Origin of the sequence: Rossellomorea aquimaris TF-12 (genome assembly GCF_001648555.1) — a bacterium.
In the GTDB taxonomy this organism is placed as follows: Bacteria; Bacillota; Bacilli; order Bacillales; family Bacillaceae_B; genus Rossellomorea; species Rossellomorea aquimaris.
Window position 1 is genome coordinate 162,148 of the sequence record NZ_LQXM01000028.1, and the last position, 15,912, is coordinate 178,059.

16 protein-coding genes are annotated in these 15,912 nt (G+C 38.1%); 6 read left to right on the forward strand and 10 right to left on the reverse strand.

Going from position 1 to position 15,912, the window contains the following annotated elements; genetic code table 11:
* Positions 1 to 48: 48 nt before the first annotated feature.
* Positions 49 to 1,449 (reverse strand): esterase/lipase family protein, encoded by a 1,401-nt coding sequence (locus IQI_RS12195; RefSeq protein ID WP_064092923.1) that lies wholly within the window; start codon positions 1,447 to 1,449, stop codon positions 49 to 51.
* A 187-nt stretch (positions 1,450 to 1,636) separates the two neighbouring features.
* Between IQI_RS12195 and IQI_RS20880 the strand changes: the two genes are divergently transcribed.
* Positions 1,637 to 1,777: a hypothetical protein gene (locus IQI_RS20880; RefSeq protein ID WP_197489748.1), complete on the forward strand. Its 141-nt coding sequence runs from the start codon at positions 1,637 to 1,639 to the stop codon at positions 1,775 to 1,777.
* 50 nt (positions 1,778 to 1,827) lie between these two features.
* Here IQI_RS20880 and IQI_RS20635 read toward each other — a convergent pair whose 3' ends face one another.
* Positions 1,828 to 1,983, reverse strand: a complete 156-nt coding sequence (locus tag IQI_RS20635) for a hypothetical protein (protein WP_156509891.1) — start codon at positions 1,981 to 1,983, stop codon at positions 1,828 to 1,830.
* A gap of 117 nt (positions 1,984 to 2,100) precedes the next feature.
* On the opposite strand from IQI_RS20635, the gene IQI_RS12200 reads away from it, so the two are divergent.
* On the forward strand, positions 2,101 to 2,280 hold the full coding sequence (locus IQI_RS12200; protein WP_064092924.1) for an H-type small acid-soluble spore protein: 180 nt from the start codon (positions 2,101 to 2,103) through the stop codon (positions 2,278 to 2,280).
* 54 nt (positions 2,281 to 2,334) lie between these two features.
* Here the strand turns inward: IQI_RS12200 and IQI_RS12205 are convergent, their stop codons facing one another.
* The 5 genes from IQI_RS12205 to IQI_RS12225 form a co-directional block, all read right to left on the reverse strand.
* Positions 2,335 to 3,714, reverse strand: a complete 1,380-nt coding sequence (locus IQI_RS12205) for an alkaline phosphatase (protein WP_064092925.1) — start codon at positions 3,712 to 3,714, stop codon at positions 2,335 to 2,337.
* A gap of 178 nt (positions 3,715 to 3,892) precedes the next feature.
* The gene (locus IQI_RS12210; protein ID WP_064092926.1) at positions 3,893 to 4,750 is read right to left on the reverse strand and encodes a dimethylarginine dimethylaminohydrolase family protein; all 858 of its coding nucleotides are present in this window, start codon (positions 4,748 to 4,750) and stop codon (positions 3,893 to 3,895) included.
* Positions 4,751 to 4,930: 180 nt separating this feature from the next.
* A complete protein-coding gene (locus tag IQI_RS12215) occupies positions 4,931 to 5,407 on the reverse strand; it encodes a hypothetical protein (protein WP_064092927.1) in 477 nt (158 codons plus the stop codon).
* 119 nt (positions 5,408 to 5,526) lie between these two features.
* Positions 5,527 to 7,107 carry a long-chain-fatty-acid--CoA ligase gene (locus IQI_RS12220; protein ID WP_064092928.1) on the reverse strand — a complete coding sequence of 527 codons (1,581 nt, stop codon included), beginning with the start codon at positions 7,105 to 7,107 and terminating at the stop codon, positions 5,527 to 5,529.
* A gap of 863 nt (positions 7,108 to 7,970) precedes the next feature.
* Positions 7,971 to 9,356 carry a DEAD/DEAH box helicase gene (locus IQI_RS12225; RefSeq protein WP_156509892.1) on the reverse strand — a complete coding sequence of 462 codons (1,386 nt, stop codon included), beginning with the start codon at positions 9,354 to 9,356 and terminating at the stop codon, positions 7,971 to 7,973.
* Positions 9,357 to 9,447: 91 nt separating this feature from the next.
* Between IQI_RS12225 and IQI_RS12230 the strand changes: the two genes are divergently transcribed.
* Complete coding sequence (locus IQI_RS12230; RefSeq protein WP_064092930.1) at positions 9,448 to 9,903, forward strand: hypothetical protein; 456 nt, start codon at positions 9,448 to 9,450, stop codon at positions 9,901 to 9,903.
* Between the two features lie 550 nt (positions 9,904 to 10,453).
* Here IQI_RS12230 and IQI_RS12235 read toward each other — a convergent pair.
* Positions 10,454 to 11,617, reverse strand: a complete 1,164-nt coding sequence (locus IQI_RS12235) for an iron-containing alcohol dehydrogenase (protein WP_064092931.1) — start codon at positions 11,615 to 11,617, stop codon at positions 10,454 to 10,456.
* A 101-nt stretch (positions 11,618 to 11,718) separates the two neighbouring features.
* Positions 11,719 to 12,597 carry a LysR family transcriptional regulator gene (locus tag IQI_RS12240; RefSeq protein ID WP_064092932.1) on the reverse strand — a complete coding sequence of 293 codons (879 nt, stop codon included), beginning with the start codon at positions 12,595 to 12,597 and terminating at the stop codon, positions 11,719 to 11,721.
* Positions 12,598 to 12,706: 109 nt separating this feature from the next.
* Here IQI_RS12240 and IQI_RS12245 point away from each other — a divergent pair, with 109 nt between their 5' ends.
* The 3 genes from IQI_RS12245 to IQI_RS21050 all read left to right on the forward strand — a co-directional run bounded on the left by IQI_RS12245 (position 12,707) and on the right by IQI_RS21050 (position 14,931).
* Positions 12,707 to 13,981 carry an APC family permease gene (locus IQI_RS12245; protein WP_064092933.1) on the forward strand — a complete coding sequence of 425 codons (1,275 nt, stop codon included), beginning with the start codon at positions 12,707 to 12,709 and terminating at the stop codon, positions 13,979 to 13,981.
* Between the two features lie 21 nt (positions 13,982 to 14,002).
* Positions 14,003 to 14,539, forward strand: a complete 537-nt coding sequence (locus IQI_RS12250) for a flavodoxin family protein (RefSeq protein WP_064092934.1) — start codon at positions 14,003 to 14,005, stop codon at positions 14,537 to 14,539.
* A gap of 104 nt (positions 14,540 to 14,643) precedes the next feature.
* Complete coding sequence (locus IQI_RS21050) at positions 14,644 to 14,931, forward strand: hypothetical protein (RefSeq protein WP_082892688.1); 288 nt, start codon at positions 14,644 to 14,646, stop codon at positions 14,929 to 14,931.
* On the opposite strand, the gene IQI_RS12255 is transcribed toward IQI_RS21050, so the two are convergent.
* On the reverse strand, positions 14,834 to 15,892 hold the full coding sequence (locus tag IQI_RS12255) for a nuclease-related domain-containing protein (protein WP_064092935.1): 1,059 nt from the start codon (positions 15,890 to 15,892) through the stop codon (positions 14,834 to 14,836). The two genes, IQI_RS21050 and IQI_RS12255, sit on opposite strands and share 98 nt — an antisense overlap.
* Positions 15,893 to 15,912: the final 20 nt, after the last annotated feature.

The following is a 15,912-nucleotide window of genomic DNA, read 5'->3' on the forward strand; positions in this document are numbered from 1 at the left end:
TTAAATAGAAACAATCTTTGACCATACAAACTTTAAGAAAAGACCCTTTTAGAACATATCTCCATTTCCATCAACATAAATGCTTTTAACCTGGGTTCTTTCAAATTTGTTTCCATCCTTTGTTGTTCCAGAAATGTCTATGGTGATGTTATGGATTCCTTCATTTAATTGAGAAGGAATTTCTGCCGCTTCAATTATTTTTTGTTCCCCGGAAGGCAGGGATGAAATTATGGTGATTTTTTTACTGTATGTTTTCTTAGACGAGAAAGCTGCAGACACAACCTCACCTTTCCATAAAGAAACAAGTTCATTTGAAATGTCTTGTTTAAAAAGAATCGTCAACAAATAATTTTCGTTGCCCGAGTTTTCGAAATGAAGAGACCACTCCCCCTCAGGCGGGTCGGAAATAAGTATGGAATGATGATAGGCATTAGGAAAGAAGCCCGTAGCATCCTTTGTGGTAATAAAACTCTTGTAAATGGTATGATGGGGACTTTTTAGTGTAAGAGCTGTATCGTTCCGATTACTGATCCAATCAATGGAAAGCTCCTTAACTCTCTCATCCACTGGAAACCTCTCTACCCCTTTTCCTAAATAACTGCCACCTCGATGTAGAACCGAGGTTTCTGACTCTTGAAGTAAAGATTCAGTATAAGCAGAAGCTGTTTCTTTCACTTCTTCCATAACTAAATCCTTTATATAGGAAAAGACCGTTGTCCCTTCCTTAATGGTTTTATGGGACCAATCCCCTACCATCACTTCATTTCCATAGAGCAGGCGTGAGCTTCGAACAGTAACTGCTCCGTCGCTTTGCCCAAACCGGCTTAAATAAAGTCCCCCCCAAAACAATTCAGAATTCATAGCACCCCACTCCGTTCCTCCAAAGGTGTAAAAGGGTACTTCTTTGGCATCTTTATGTTCATCTGTTAACTGCCGAAATGCTTTCATGTACCCTGTTTGCAGTGAAGAAACGGCATTGCTTTTAATATTCAACCCCTCTGATAACCAGCTGGCCCATTTGCTAAATGCAAGGTCCGCTAACTCTGACCCATTATGTGGCGTTGAAAGAGTAATGACCCTTAAAACGTATGGGGTAGCTCCGAAATGAACTAAAGCTGCTTGAATATCTACTCCACCCTTACTATGAGCAACAATAACGATTTTCTCTTGAAAATAATCATAGATTTCTTTCAGTTTTTCAGCTAGCAGCAGACCATTCTTCCACATGTCTTCATCTGGGTACAGTTCAATAAAGGCAGTTTCAAAACCATGTTCATTCGCCTTGTCATCCATATTATTATCTAATAACCATGTTTTTGAAGACGTATTGATTCCATGAACAAATAAGATGGGATAACTATTTGGAGTAACATCTCCCTCTACTTCACCTGTAAACCATTCTCCTGGGGTAACTTCTTCATTAGCCGGCTTGAAAAATTTTTCGTTCAATCCTTTTACCTCCCCTAAAATTCCCTCCAAAGTATTTCCATATTTCTATTATCGTTTAGAGCAAGAGGATTCGCATTAAAATGCTTGAATTTAGGTAAAAAGATACAGTGCTGGCTTCTGTGAAGGATGCATAACATCAACTACTTCTTCAAATGCTACGAATATGAAAATAGAAGGAGGAATTCATATGACGAAAAAATTCAATAAAGGCAGTGAAAATCAAAATTCACCAAAACGAGGAACGACGGAGTTCGCTTCAGAACTTACGAGGGGAGACAATAGCAAAGGAAACAAACATAATAAAGATCAGCGAAATAAAACGAAATAAGAGAGAAGCCTAATTTTCCGTTGACTTTTTTTCGAAAAATCAGGCCATTATTATTCTTCGTTTCCGGTAATTTTTATTGCAGGTGTACTATTTTGCAAATAAGTAGGTGGGGCTGGATCGGTCTTTGGTTTTTTCTTACCATAAAAGCGATCGTTTAGCTCCATATTCGCTTGAGTTGTTGAGGTTTTCTCTTTCTCATTATCCATTTTCATCACCCTTTCGTTTATAGAATCTCAGATTAATCGAGAAAATATACCCTCATCATTACGGAGAATCTGGGCATACTACACTATGGAAGAATGATAAACAGGAGGATTCAACTTATGGATAGTAATCGAGTGAAACAAATTCTTTCTTCTTCAGCGGATATTGATGTTAAATACAAAGATACATCTGTCTGGATCGATCAACTGATGGAAGATGGTCAAACGGCAGTTGTTCATCTTAGAGGTCCTTTAGAAGAAAGATCAGAAGTGAGCATTGCGGATTTAGAGGAAGCGTAAATTTTAAAAAAGACCATACTAGCCCTCAAGGCTAACATGGTCTTTTCCAATTACTTATTTATTTTCTTTAATTTGACCTTTATTTTGTAAAAGTTCAAAGATTAATTTAGCTTGATCTGTATTGTCTACCAGACCAGAGAATTTTTCTTTCTGTGGACCAAAGGCATAAACCGGTACGTCATCACCAGTATGTCCACCAGTTGTCCAGCCTGTACCTGAACGTTTATTAAAGATTTCTTCAATGCTATCGTCGATGGCTACTTCATCACCTTTAGCTGCTGCTTCTTTTACAGAATCAATTTCTTCCTGTGTTAACTCTAAATCAATATATTGAGAAAGTGTTTCTTCAACAGAAGCACCATTTACAATTTCCTTCGCCATGAAATCTGGTGTACGTTTTGCCGCTTTAATCGGTTCTGGGTGCCAGTTATAATCTCCATCTGCTCCAATGGTGAAACCACCTGTTGAATGGTCAGCTGTTACGATCACTAATGTTTCTCCATTTTCTTTCGCAAATTTTTCTACTTCTTTAAATGCATTTTCAAAATCCTGCATTTCACTCATTGCTCCAACGACGTCATTATCATGACCTGCCCAGTCAATTTCACTTCCTTCTACCATTAAGAAGAAACCATCTTTATCACCTTTAAGGCGATCTAATGCAGAAGTTGTCATATCTGCAAGAGTAGGCTGTTTGTTGTCACGGTCAATCATCTTGTCCATTCCTTCTTCAGCAAATAGCCCTAGAACCTGTTTATTGTCGTCATTTTTTAATTCTTCCGTAGTTTTCACATAGCTATAACCATCTTTTTGGAACTTCTCTGCTAGATTTTCGTCCTCTCTCTCAAAGAAAGAAGTACCTCCGCCTAACATTACATCCACTTTATGTTCACCATTAATTAAATCATTGTAGTAATCATCAGCAATCGCATTCTCACTTTTACGTTGTTCTTCATGTGCTCCATAAGATGCTGGCGTAGCGTGTGTAATTTGAGATGTAGATACAAGTCCCGTTGACATCTCATTCTCTTTAGCCTGTTCTAAAACTGTTTTAACATCTGTTTTATCATTGTCTACTGCAATGGCACCATTGTATGTTTTAACCCCGGCACTCATAGCCGTTGCTGCCGCTGCCGAGTCTGTTACATTCTCTTTTTCATCTTCAGAGTAGGTGGTTTGTAATCCAACTAAATGAGGATCAAAAGCTGTTGGCTCCATTTCCACTGTCTCAGGATTATCATTCATATAACGAAGAGCTGTTGTATAAGGAACGCCCATTCCATCACCAATCATAAAAATTACATTTTTAGGTTTGCCATTTTTAGACTCCTGTGCTTGAGCTTCTGTATTCTCCTGGTTCATTCCTATTACACTTCCAAGTGCTAGAGTCGAAACAACTGCTAGTGGAAGGATTTTCTTCATTGATTTCTTCATTTTCCCTACCTCCTATGATTTGTGCTGCATGTGATGTGTGGTACATTTTTTATAATAAAGGGGAATTATGAAGTTCTATTTTCAAAACGACTACAAAAGTGTAAAAGTTGTGTAAACAGAGAAAAAACAGGTATATTAGCACCTGTTTTTCAAATACTGATCTATTTAACTTACTTTATTAGTCCCTTATAACCGGTAAAGTACAACAACGGAAGGATCCGCCAGATTTAATAATCTCAGAAAGATCAATTTCTATGACGTCAAAGCCTTTTTCTCGTATACGATCATTTAACTCTTTGTTTTGAGGTAAACTGATAATTTGTTGATCCCCAATGGCTAAAACATTCGGTCCCATTTGAAATTGCTCCTGATCCGACACAGTGATGACATTGTAATGTTTCTTAATCAATTCAAGATCTCTTTTAGAAAAAGCCGGTGGATATACAAGTGCCCATTCTGATGAGATGATTGTAAATACACAATCTAAATGAAGAATCCCTTCTTTTAAAGGCAGAGCATGCACAGTGTATTCGGGAAGCTGCTTTCTTAATGATTGAATGGCTAACTCACTCGTACGCCCACTCTCACCAACCCAAATATTCTGTTCATCTACTAATACGTCTCCACCCTCAATGGAATGAAGAAGTCTGGTGTATGGCACTTCATTAGATGTCAACCAATTAACCAACACCTCTTCTTCTCCACGCCTTACCTCTGTACTCATGGAAGAGACCATAAAGTGACCATGTATACTAAACCCTATATCACGGGTGAAAACCTGTTCATTCAATTCTTCATTCGGTTCAAGACGAATGACTTCAGTTCCATTCTCTTCAAGGGTTTCTACGAATTCTTGATGTTGCTTTACAGCTACATCAATATCTATATTGTCTTTTAAATAATGCTTTTGAGTTTCATTTATTACTTCATTAATGCTCATATTCTCAGGAGATACGACTATTACCTTTTTTAATTTTCCATACTCAGTCCTACAATACGATTTATTATTAGGAGTTAACGGGGAATTCAAACTCATCTATATGCCCTCCATTTGATTTCTCTTTCAGTTGGTTTTCCCTGATACCACACATATAAAACTTCCTTTTTTTATCATATGCAAAAGTGATACAAGAAGGCATGATGGGAGTGTAAAACAAGCAAAAACCCAGACCTTATTTCTTATTACCAAAAAAAGCTTGGGTAGCCCCAAGCTTTTTTACTCAAATGATTTTGCTGTTTCTATTAACTCTCCTTTTGAAACTTCCTTGTCAGACTGTTTTCCATAATAGGTTAAAGAGTATTCAATATCCCCATCTTTCCACCTGAGAATTTGTGCATCCCCGTTATTCACTGCATATTTCCCTTTTATGTCTCCAATGCTTACATCTTCAAATTCCATATCAGATGAACTATTTTTACCATTCACGATCATAAAACCTAAATGATTTTTATTTTCTTCACCATGACTAAAAAAGTCAAAAATAAGCACATCCTGTTGATTGGGAGGTGGGCTAAATTCTGCCTTTGCTCCTTCAAATGGCATTTTTGCAGGTAGTTTTGGTTGAAATCCCTGAACTTCTATCTGTTTCTTTAACTGAGCGTGATCAAAGTCTACTAAAGTACTTTGAGTTCCACTACTACACCCTAATAAAAGCAAAGGGATGGTTAGCAATAATATAATGATTTTCTTCATGTTTGTTCCCCCCTCTTTATTTATTACGAATTGGTACTAGAAAAGTTTCAGTTTGAATGAACTCGAAAAAAGGGCATTCTCAAGTGAATGCCCTCTCTTTAAGGTTTTTGTATCAAAAATTAGTGTACCATTCGATCCTGATCTTTCCAAAAATCTTTTCGAATCACTACCTTTTGAATTTTTCCTGATGCTGTTTTCGGTAGTTCCTTAGTAAAAGTGATTCCTTTTGGAACTTTAAAATTAGCCAGTTTCTCTTTACTGAAATGGATTAACTGTTCCTCGGTCAAGGAATGTCCTTCTCTTATCACCACAACTGCATGAGGAACTTCCCCCCACTTTTCATGGGGAACCGCAATGACTGCTGCTTCTAATACACTGGGATGCTCATAAAGGGTACCCTCCACTTCAATAGAAGAAATATTTTCGCCACCGCTAATAATGACATCCTTCATTCGATCGACAATTTCAATATATCCATCTTCATCTACAACCGCCATATCTCCTGTATGTAGCCATCCATTTCGAATTGTTTGCTTCGTTGCGTCTGGATTTTTAAAATACCCCTCCATAATGGTGTTGGTTCTAGTGACAATTTCTCCAATTGCTTTCCCGTTGGCTGGAACCTTTTCTCCCAACTCATCTACTACTTTGACCTTGCTCCCTATCATGCTATAGCCTGCTTTAGATTTGAGTCGATATTTCTCTTCCTTTGGTCGATTAAGCTCTGAAGACCTTATTGCAGACGTTGTAATAAGAGGAGAAATCTCAGTCATTCCATAAACCTGAATAAACTCCCAGCCTAAATCCTCTTCAACCTTCCTCACAAATGCTGGTGGAGGAGCAGACCCTGCAATGACCACTCTCACGTTTTGCTCAATGGTTGGCTTATGGAGCTGATATTGTTCAAGAAGCATATTCAGAACCGTTGGTGCCATATGCATAACCGATACCCCATGCTTCTCTACTTTTTCAAGAATCACTTTAGGGTCAACCTTTCGAAGCATCACTTGTGTGGCACCGTTGGCCGTATAGTAGAAAGGCGATCCCCAGCCATTCACATGAAACATAGGAAGAACATGAAGCAAAGTATCCTGATCCGACACGCGCAAATGATGCATACTTGAAAGAGCATGCAAATAATTCGAGCGATGAGTCAGAAGGACCCCCTTTGGATCCCCAGTGGTTCCACTTGTGTATAATAACGAAGCGATGTCTGTCTCTTCTAAGGTTTCTCTTTCAAATGCTTCTTTACTATACGCACCTCTCCACTCCTCGTAGTTTAGATGTCCGTCCCTCTCTTCACCATGAATCACCACATGCTCCAACTGAGGAACATTGTTTAAGATAGGTTGGACTAATGGGTATAGTTCTTCATCTACAAAAAGGACTTTGCTTTCACTGTGGGTTAGAATAAATTGATAATCTGCCGGTTTCAAACGGGTGTTAAGAGGTGTCATAATTCCCCCTAATTGATACACTCCATAGAAGCCTTCCAACATTTCCGTTGTATTGGGTGCAAGATACGCAACCTTATCTCCTTTTACGACACCGAAATCCCTTAGCCCTCGTGATAATTGATTCACTCTTCCATTTAGTTGTTTATACGTCAAACGCTTCACATCATCAATGACTGCAATCTTTTCTCCATACAGTTCCACTGCTCGATCTAGAAAATCTGTCAATACCAAAGGCACATGCATATGACTCATTCATCTCCTTTTAATTCTTTTTGCTAAAAACAACAAAGTTTACGAAAAGAGCTTAGGTATATGTGTTACCTCCTTTATATAGTAAAATTTAGTAGATTTCAAGAATGTTTTGGTAATATTCAGATAATTTTAATATAAAAAAAGCTGGAGATTTTTCCTTAAGAAGTTCTGATAATATGGAGAAAGCCTAAAATAACAGGTAAAATCGCATACTAAAACACATTATGTTTAGCTCTGTAAATAACAGTACAAATAGCATACAAAAACGCTTGAACTTTTAATGTCCAAGCGTTTTATTTTTTATATTTTCTTGTTAAACTAACACTCCCGTTGCTTTAACAACAGTCGCCAAAAATGAGAAACAACATTAACAAAGGGAGTAGAGAAATTATGAGGGGGAATATGGACAGTATTTTTAACCACTTTTTATTTAATTTGAACCCTACTATCAGCATTGTGATTGTTAATATAACCCCTATAACTATCGCTGTAATTGCCTCATACATTATCCATCCCCCCTCCTAAAATATTCACTTTTCCTGCTCCTTTAGTAAAGAATAGCCGTACACAAACTCTACCTATATTTAAAAATAAAATTACGATACCTACTTGTCTTATAAAAAATCAACATAGCAAATAGCTTATCAATTAACATCTTAATTAGCACGTTGACAACAGCTTACGGTATTTGGGTTGCGTATGTATGTTAATTCAAGTGTTAATATCCAATAATCATTGATATTTAAAGAAAAAATATGAGACCAAATCATATGCGATCTGGTCTGCTCATTAGTATTTCACTTCGTATGTTTCTCACTGAACTACATAACTTTTCCTCTCCATGCTTTTTCCTATCAACGACCTCTTCTGCTTGAAGAGCTTCTGCCAGAACCATTTCTTCTAGAACTAGAATCACCAGAGCGTGATCGTCTTCCTCTAGAAGCTGATTCTCCATTTCGAGATCGACCTTCATTAGAGCTTTTACCTCTCGATGAAGAGCTTCTAGGCGATCTTGCTTTACGGTCTTTATTGGCTTGAATGTTCTTCTCCCGTCTATCTTTAGGATTATCCTTTGTATCATGACGAGAATGTGAAGCTTCTTTAGATGGAATCACTTCCACTTCTCGACGTGGAAGTTTGTTTCCGATACCTTTCTCAATGTCCTCAATAGCTTGACGATCCTTTAACGCTACAAACGTAATGGCAAGACCATCTTTCCCGGCACGGCCAGTTCGTCCGATACGATGGATATAGCTCTCAACATCTTGAGGAATATCGTAGTTAAAGACGTGAGTAACCCCTTCAACATCAAGCCCGCGGGCTGCAACATCTGTAGCAATGAGGAGCTGAAGCTTAGCTTCTCTAAATTTCTTCATAACCCCTTCTCGTTTTGCTTGTGATAAATCCCCATGAAGTTCATCAACAAGGAAACCTCTCGCCTTTAAATCAGCATGTAGCTTACTGACCCTTCTTTTCGTACGGCAAAAGATAATTCCTAAAAAGGGTTGTACTTCTTGAATCGTTTGACTTAAAGCATCCAGCTTCTGACGATCCGTGGTTTCCACGACTTCCTGTTGAATCTCTTCGACGATTTTTTCTTTTTCGCGAATCTGAACATTGTGTGGACTGCGCATATATCTTTTACCGATTTTACGAATGTCCTTTGAAATGGTTGCAGAAAATAAGGCTGTTTGACGTGTAAATGGAGTCTCTCGAATAATCAATTCCACTTCATCAAAAAAACCTATATGAAGCATTTGATCCGCTTCATCTAAAACTAGGAAAGAAACATGGGAAAAATCAATTGTTTTTCGACGTACATGGTCAAGTATTCGACCTGGCGTCCCAATCACAATATGAATGGCTTTATTTTTCAATCGATTAATTTGCTTCTCAACATCTTGACCACCGTAAACAGCTAGTACATTGATGTCATCTTCTGTAGAAGCTAACAATTGATTTAACTCTGCGGTTACTTGAATCGCAAGCTCTCTTGTTGGAGTCACTATGAGTGACTGAATATGATCTTTTTCCGTATTAATTTTATCAAGCAGCGGTAGTAAGAAAGCCATTGTTTTCCCTGTACCTGTTTGTGCTTGTCCAATAACGTCCTGACCTTGTAATAAAGCAGGAATCGTCTCCACCTGAATCGGCGTTGGTTCTGTAATGGATTGCTCTTTTAATGCATGAACGTACTTAGGTTGAATTCCTAAGGATGTGAAATCTTTCAATGGAGTCACCTCTTTGGTTCTATTATACCTTTAACTTGCCTGAGAAAATAGGTGACTATGTTATAATGGAAAAATCGTAAAAGTGAAATGAGGAATAACCGTGTTAACATTTGAAGAAAAATTAAAAATTATCGAGTCGTTTGAAGAGCTTTCAAGAAAAAATGTATCGTTAAATCGTGTCAATTTTCATTACGAGGAAAGCCTTTATGATAAAACCATCGTTGTTTATCACCTTCATCCAAATGGGAATGGATTTGTGTACACAGGAAACATGCCCCAGTATAAAGGAAATCAAAAAGGACTGGTGAACATTCGTGATTTTAATGAAGAAGAGCTTCGCGACATCATCCGTGCTTCCATTGATCATTTAGCTGCGGAAGAAGAAATTGTTCCTCCTGTAGAGCAAAACTGGGAAGACTTAGAAGGTCATACCCTTACCCTGCTAGAAGAAGATGACCGTTGGAATATTTACGCTGGTGAGAATCTAGAAGATAGCTTTGGCGGGTACGATGAAGCTGCCTTGTATTTGAGAGAAGAAGGATTTCGTAGACGATAAGGTAGAGAGAAGGCGAACCTGATAGGTGGGTTTGTCTTTTTTGTGGGTATTTTTAATCGATTCGCCTTTAAAAAAAGAACTCCATTTAGGATTAGCTATCTTTTCTAACTAAAATAAGGAGATTCTTGCTACATTGTAGAGAAATTCAGCTGTGAATAAGATAAAGGACTAATCCTTATCGAGGGACCCGTCCTTTTTCTGGCTATTTTGGAAGTCGGATCCATAAGTCGCTGATTTCGATTGATTCTTGTAGTTACTGGATCGATTTTGAAAGAAAAAGGATTGATTCACCATACAAAATGGAAATCCAACTAAATAGAAGGATAAATCCTTTAGAATTTTGTTCAGTAGAAATTATATTTGCGATATTTTCATTTTATCGTGCGAAATCATTAAAATATTTGCGAAATATGAAATATATCAAGCGAAATTTCAAATATATTTGCGAGTCAAAGATTTTTCGACAACACCAACACCACCTTCTAAAATATTAACCGTGAAATAAGAAAAAAGACGAACCCTTCCAAGGATTCGTCTTTTTTAAAACAAGCTACAGCGACCGTTTCAAAATATCACGAACGCTTTCATGATCCATTTCTTTATACGTTCCTACACCTGGCTTAATAAACGTCTTCTCTACAATGGCAGCAAATTCTTGATCGTCGATGTCATAATCACGCAGTGTACTTGGTGCTCCTAATGAGTTCCAGAAGTCACGTAGAGCTTTGGCCCCTTCTTTCGCGACTTCAGTATCGTCTTTTCCTTCAGGTGAAATGCCGAATACATTGACGGCTAATTTTTTCACGCGAGATGGGTCTTCTAGAAGAACATGCTCTAGCCAGTTTGGGAAAAGAATCGCTAAGCCTCCACCGTGTGGAATGTCGTATACAGCTGAGATGGCATGTTCGATTCGATGAGTTGCCCAATCTCCACCGTCTGTTCCGTTCATTAGTGTTCCATTAAAGGCAGTTGTGCTTATATACATCATCGTTTCTCTATGCTCGAAGGATTCTAAGTCTTCGAGCAGTTTAGGGCCAGTGGCAATAGCTGTTCTAAGTAAAGATTCAATAAATCCATCAATCATCGGTGTGTTTTCAGTACGGTGGAAATAGTGCTCAAGGGCATGAGACATGCTATCCACAATTCCGTATACAGTTTGATCACGGGGTACAGAGAATGTATAACTAGGGTCAAGAATTGAAAAGGTCGGGAATACGAGTGGAGATCCCCATCCTAACTTATCTTTTGTTTCCCAATTGGTGATAACGGATACTGAATTCATTTCAGAACCAGTCGCTGCTAATGTTAAAACCGTACCAAATGGCAGAGCAGACTCAATTGGTGCTTTCCCAGTAATCAATTCCCATGCATCACCATCAAATTTCGCCCCAGCAGAAATCGCTTTGGTACAATCAATTACACTTCCTCCACCGACAGCTAAAATGAAGTCGATTCCTTCAGTTTTACAAATATCTACTCCCTTACGAACCGTGGTTAAACGTGGATTCGGTTCTACACCTGACAGCTCGAATATGTTTGCTTCTATTTTTTTAAGCTCTTTCATGACGTCATCGTAAACACCATTTCGCTGAATGCTTCCTCCCCCATATACGACAAGAACCTTTAACCCTTTTTCTAAAATGGTTGAAACTTGCTCAATTTGACCTTTTCCAAAGTAAAGCTTGGTAGGATTATATTGTAAAAATGTATTCATGTTAGCACCTCATATTTAAGATTTTGAGACTTCAGTTTAGCACGAGTTAAATAATATGTGATATTGATACTTTGCCATATGTGCTATCAATAATATTGATATTACTCATGAGTTAATAGATTTATTAACTGTGTGAGTGGTGGTGTTAACCATTTTTTCTTTTGATAGACAATTTGGGTAAATACATTGATTTTTTCATGATCGAAGGGCAGTTGAATCACTTTTCCACTTTCAATCTCTTTTCTTACGGCTATTTTAGGTAAAATAGCTATTCCGAGATCGTCGGCAACACATTGTTTGATGGCCTCAAGACTACTAAAGGAAATCACTGACTTCGCTTGCACATTATCTTCTTTAAGTAATTGTTCTAATAAAACTCTGTACGAACAGCCTTCTTCTGTTAAAATAAGAGTCTCGTTTTCAAGTTCCTTTAAACTCATTTCTGTAAGGGAAAGGAGTCTGTGCTTAGGTGGAGCAATCATCACCAGCTGCTCTTTTCGAACTGGAATGGTTGTTAGTTCCGGATGCTCAACATAACGGTCGAGTAAAATAGACAGATCAAACTTCCCATCTAAGGTACCCTCCTTCAAATTAGGACACAGCCCTGATTCAAGAAGAATTTTCAATTCCGGATGCTTTTCTTTTAATTGTTTAATGTAGGGTGTAATAAAATAGGCTGCCAGAGATTCAACCGTTCCTACCCGAAGAGTTCCTCGTAAATTACTTTCTTTCGATATTTGTGCTTCTGCCTCATCTACTAGAGCTAGAATTTTTTCTACGTAGTGATAAAGCTCTTCCCCAGATTGAGTAAGTCTCATTTTGCGACCGACACGTTCGAAAAGCTTCACATGATAATGTTCTTCTAATTTCTTTATTTGCGTGGTAACACTTGATTGGGCATATCCTAATTCTTCACCCGTTCTCGTGTAACTTCCCCATTTCGCCACTTCTTTAAAGGTATAAAAGTAATTTAAATCCATCCTAAACCTCCATCACTTTTTCCGATAGTTAGTATCGATAATTATAGATAACTTTAATGGTACATTCAATGATATACTCCTCTTTGGACAAAAAAGCTGGAGGTTTCACATGAGTCAACTACAAAAATCTTTACGATTACCACAAATCATTGCTTTATATATAGGAGCTGTCCTTGGTTCAGGTGTATTATTTTTACCTGGAGTGGCAGCAAATATGAGCGGCCCCCTTTCTATTGTATCTTGGGCAATCATTTCTCTTGCTGCGATTCCACTAGCTCTGACTATGGGGCTGTTATCTGCATTCCATCCCAGTTCAGGAGGGGTTTCCCATTTTGTTTCGGAGGCATTTGGTAAATCCTTTGGAACCGTGATCGGGTGGATGTTCTTACTCTCAGTACCAACAGGAGTTCCGATTATTGCCTTAACAGGAAGCTCTTACTTAGGACAGATTTTTAACTGGAGTCACGGTCAAATGGTCACCGGTGCGGCAGTAATATTAGGGATTGTGCTAATGATTAATTTCTTTGGAGTTAAGACAATGGGCTTTATTCAAACCTTAGTCATTTCACTCATACTGTTTGTACTTTTATTTGCTATATTTTCAAGCGTCCCCCACGTTGACACAAAAAACTTTACTCCTTTTGCTCCAAATGGACTTTGGTCATCGATTCCGACTATCGCCATTCTTTTCTGGTGCTTTATTGGATGGGAGAGTGTGACGCATATGTCTGGAGAATTTAATGACCCGGGCAAAGATGCTTTAAAAGGAGTACTATGGAGTGCAGGAATCGTCTCTATTCTTTATATTCTTTTAGCTGTTATGGTTGTTGGGACCCAAAGTTATCAATACGGACTAGCTGAAACAGCTCTAAGCAACATGGTGGAGCTTTCATTAGGCAAAGCCGGAGCCATTGGAGTGAGTGTTACAGCATTATTTATCTCAGTTGCCAGCTCCAATGCTTATGTGAGTGCAGGTTCACGAATTGCCTATACCTTGTCGAATCAAAAGGTAGCACCAAAATGGTTCGGTGCTGTACACTCAAAATATAAAACTCCTACGGGTGGATTATTATTTATTGGTCTTATTTTTGCGTTAATATTAATAGGAGTCTTTTCTAAGGTGCTCTCCTTTGAGACGCTTCTTCCTTTCCCAAACGCAACGTATTTTGCTACTTATATTGGAGGAGCAGCTGCTGGGGTTAAGCTATTAAAAGACCACCCTGTTGGAAGCAAATCTTCTATGATCTCACTAGTATTGACTATTGGATTCTTCCCTTTTCTAGGGTGGATTGCCCTTTACCCCATTAGCGTATTTCTTGTCGTGTTTTTTTGGAATTCAAAAAGAAAAAAATGGAAACACACCGTTTCTTCTCAAATACAATAACGATAGAGGAGTGTAAATAACATGAAAGTATTAGCCCTATTAGGAAGTACAAGAAAAAACGGGAACTCTGAGTACCTTGTCAATAAAATTGTGGAAGGCACGGATCACACGATTGTATCCTTAGCTGAACAACATATTGAGCCGATTGTTGATATGAGACATACGGAAGAAGGATTTTCACCAGTGGAGGATGATTACGAAGAGCTCGTTCAATTAATGCAGGACCATGATGTTTTACTCTTTGCTACTCCACTATATTGGTACGGCATGAGTGGTCCTATGAAAAACTTCTTTGATCGATGGAGTCAATATTTACGGGATGAGCGCTTCAATTTAAAAGAAGAACTAACGAAGAAAAAAGCCTATGTCGTCATTACAGGTGGCAGCAGCGCAAAGATTAAAGGCTTACCTCTCGTTCAGCAGTTCCAATATATTTTTGAATTTGTGAATATGGAGTTTACTGATTACATGATTGGTGCAGGGGTGAAGCCTTTCGAGATTGTGAATGACGTTGCGGCGTTAGAGAAGGCAGATGTTTGGAATAAAAAGTTTAAATAAGTGAAAGAGGATGGTTCAATGTGAATCATCCTTTTTGAATTTCATAAAAAACCTTCAATTGTGGAAAGAATATACCAATTACACTTGTTATCGGAGGATGCTATATGGAGTTCCCAACCATTCACACAAATTTCTGGGATGCCGTCATTGCCATTCCAGTTATTATTATTCTGACTCAGCTCATCAAAATTTACTTTAAGCCACCTGCCTTCCTTGTTCCAAATATAGCCGTCATTATAGGCCTACTCATCTCTATTTTTATTAGTCATAAAGGACACCTTGCCACGGGTATTTTTATGGGATTCTTTTATGGGTACGCTGCGATTGGTAACTATGCTTCCCTGAAGACGACTGTTTTAGCTTTTCGTCGTCAAAAAGAGGTTGTCCGGTGAGGGAGGTTAAGATATATTTCCTGTTCCTGGTGGAGCCAGTGGATGGAAGATTCATTTGTTTTAGGAGCTTACTTGCTATTGATTTGGAATCCAGGTTTAAGTATTGTCTCATTTCCCAATTTGATATAGAGGCGTTTTGAAGAAGTGCGTAATCCTTTAATGCCAGGATATGGGCTTCTTTCTCTTCTTGTGAGCAAAGCCTGCATTTCCATGTACCACTTATTCTTTCCATTGATAAAGTATCACACTTTAAACAATATACACCTGTACTTAATTCGAATGGAGAGATACCGAAATGTTCCAGGACATTTTTATTTAGAGAAACATGATGGTTCATTACTCGTTTTTCAATCTTTGTTAGATCTTTTTTTGATAGCTGATGCCCTCGATGTTTTGTTGAGAAGCTCATGATTCGATATGGTAGTGCTGTACTCCTAACAAGCCTTTGGTGTACCTTATTGTCTTGAGGAGAATTAGTTATTAAAGTATGATGGTTTGCTAAAACAACCAGATATTCAATAGGAGCAGTTGGACAATGATTATGATGAAGCCACTTTTCCAACTCCACACTTTGTTTATACGCTTGCAGAATTGGATCAGGAAATACCTCTATTTCCCCGTTTATGCTTCTCTTCATCTGATTAAAATATGGATCCACAAAGATTTCTCCAGCAATATTTTTCACTTCTAAAATAAGGATAAAACTTGAATGTAGGATTAAAGAGTCGATCTGGAAGAAGGAGTTACGGTGTTGAAGACGGATATCATGAAGAATTACATACTCTTTTTCTGGAAGGAAATTCAAATGATAGTCAATCGATTCCTCTCCTCGGAATCCTGCTTGAAACTTCGCTAATTGAGACTCTACGTCTGGCTTTTTCTGATGATTGGGAGGAAGATACCTTAATAGTGCTTGTAGTTTTAGTAGCTTTAGAGGGGGAGTGCGTTGTTTTTTGATCATTTAACTGCTCCTTTGGTGGG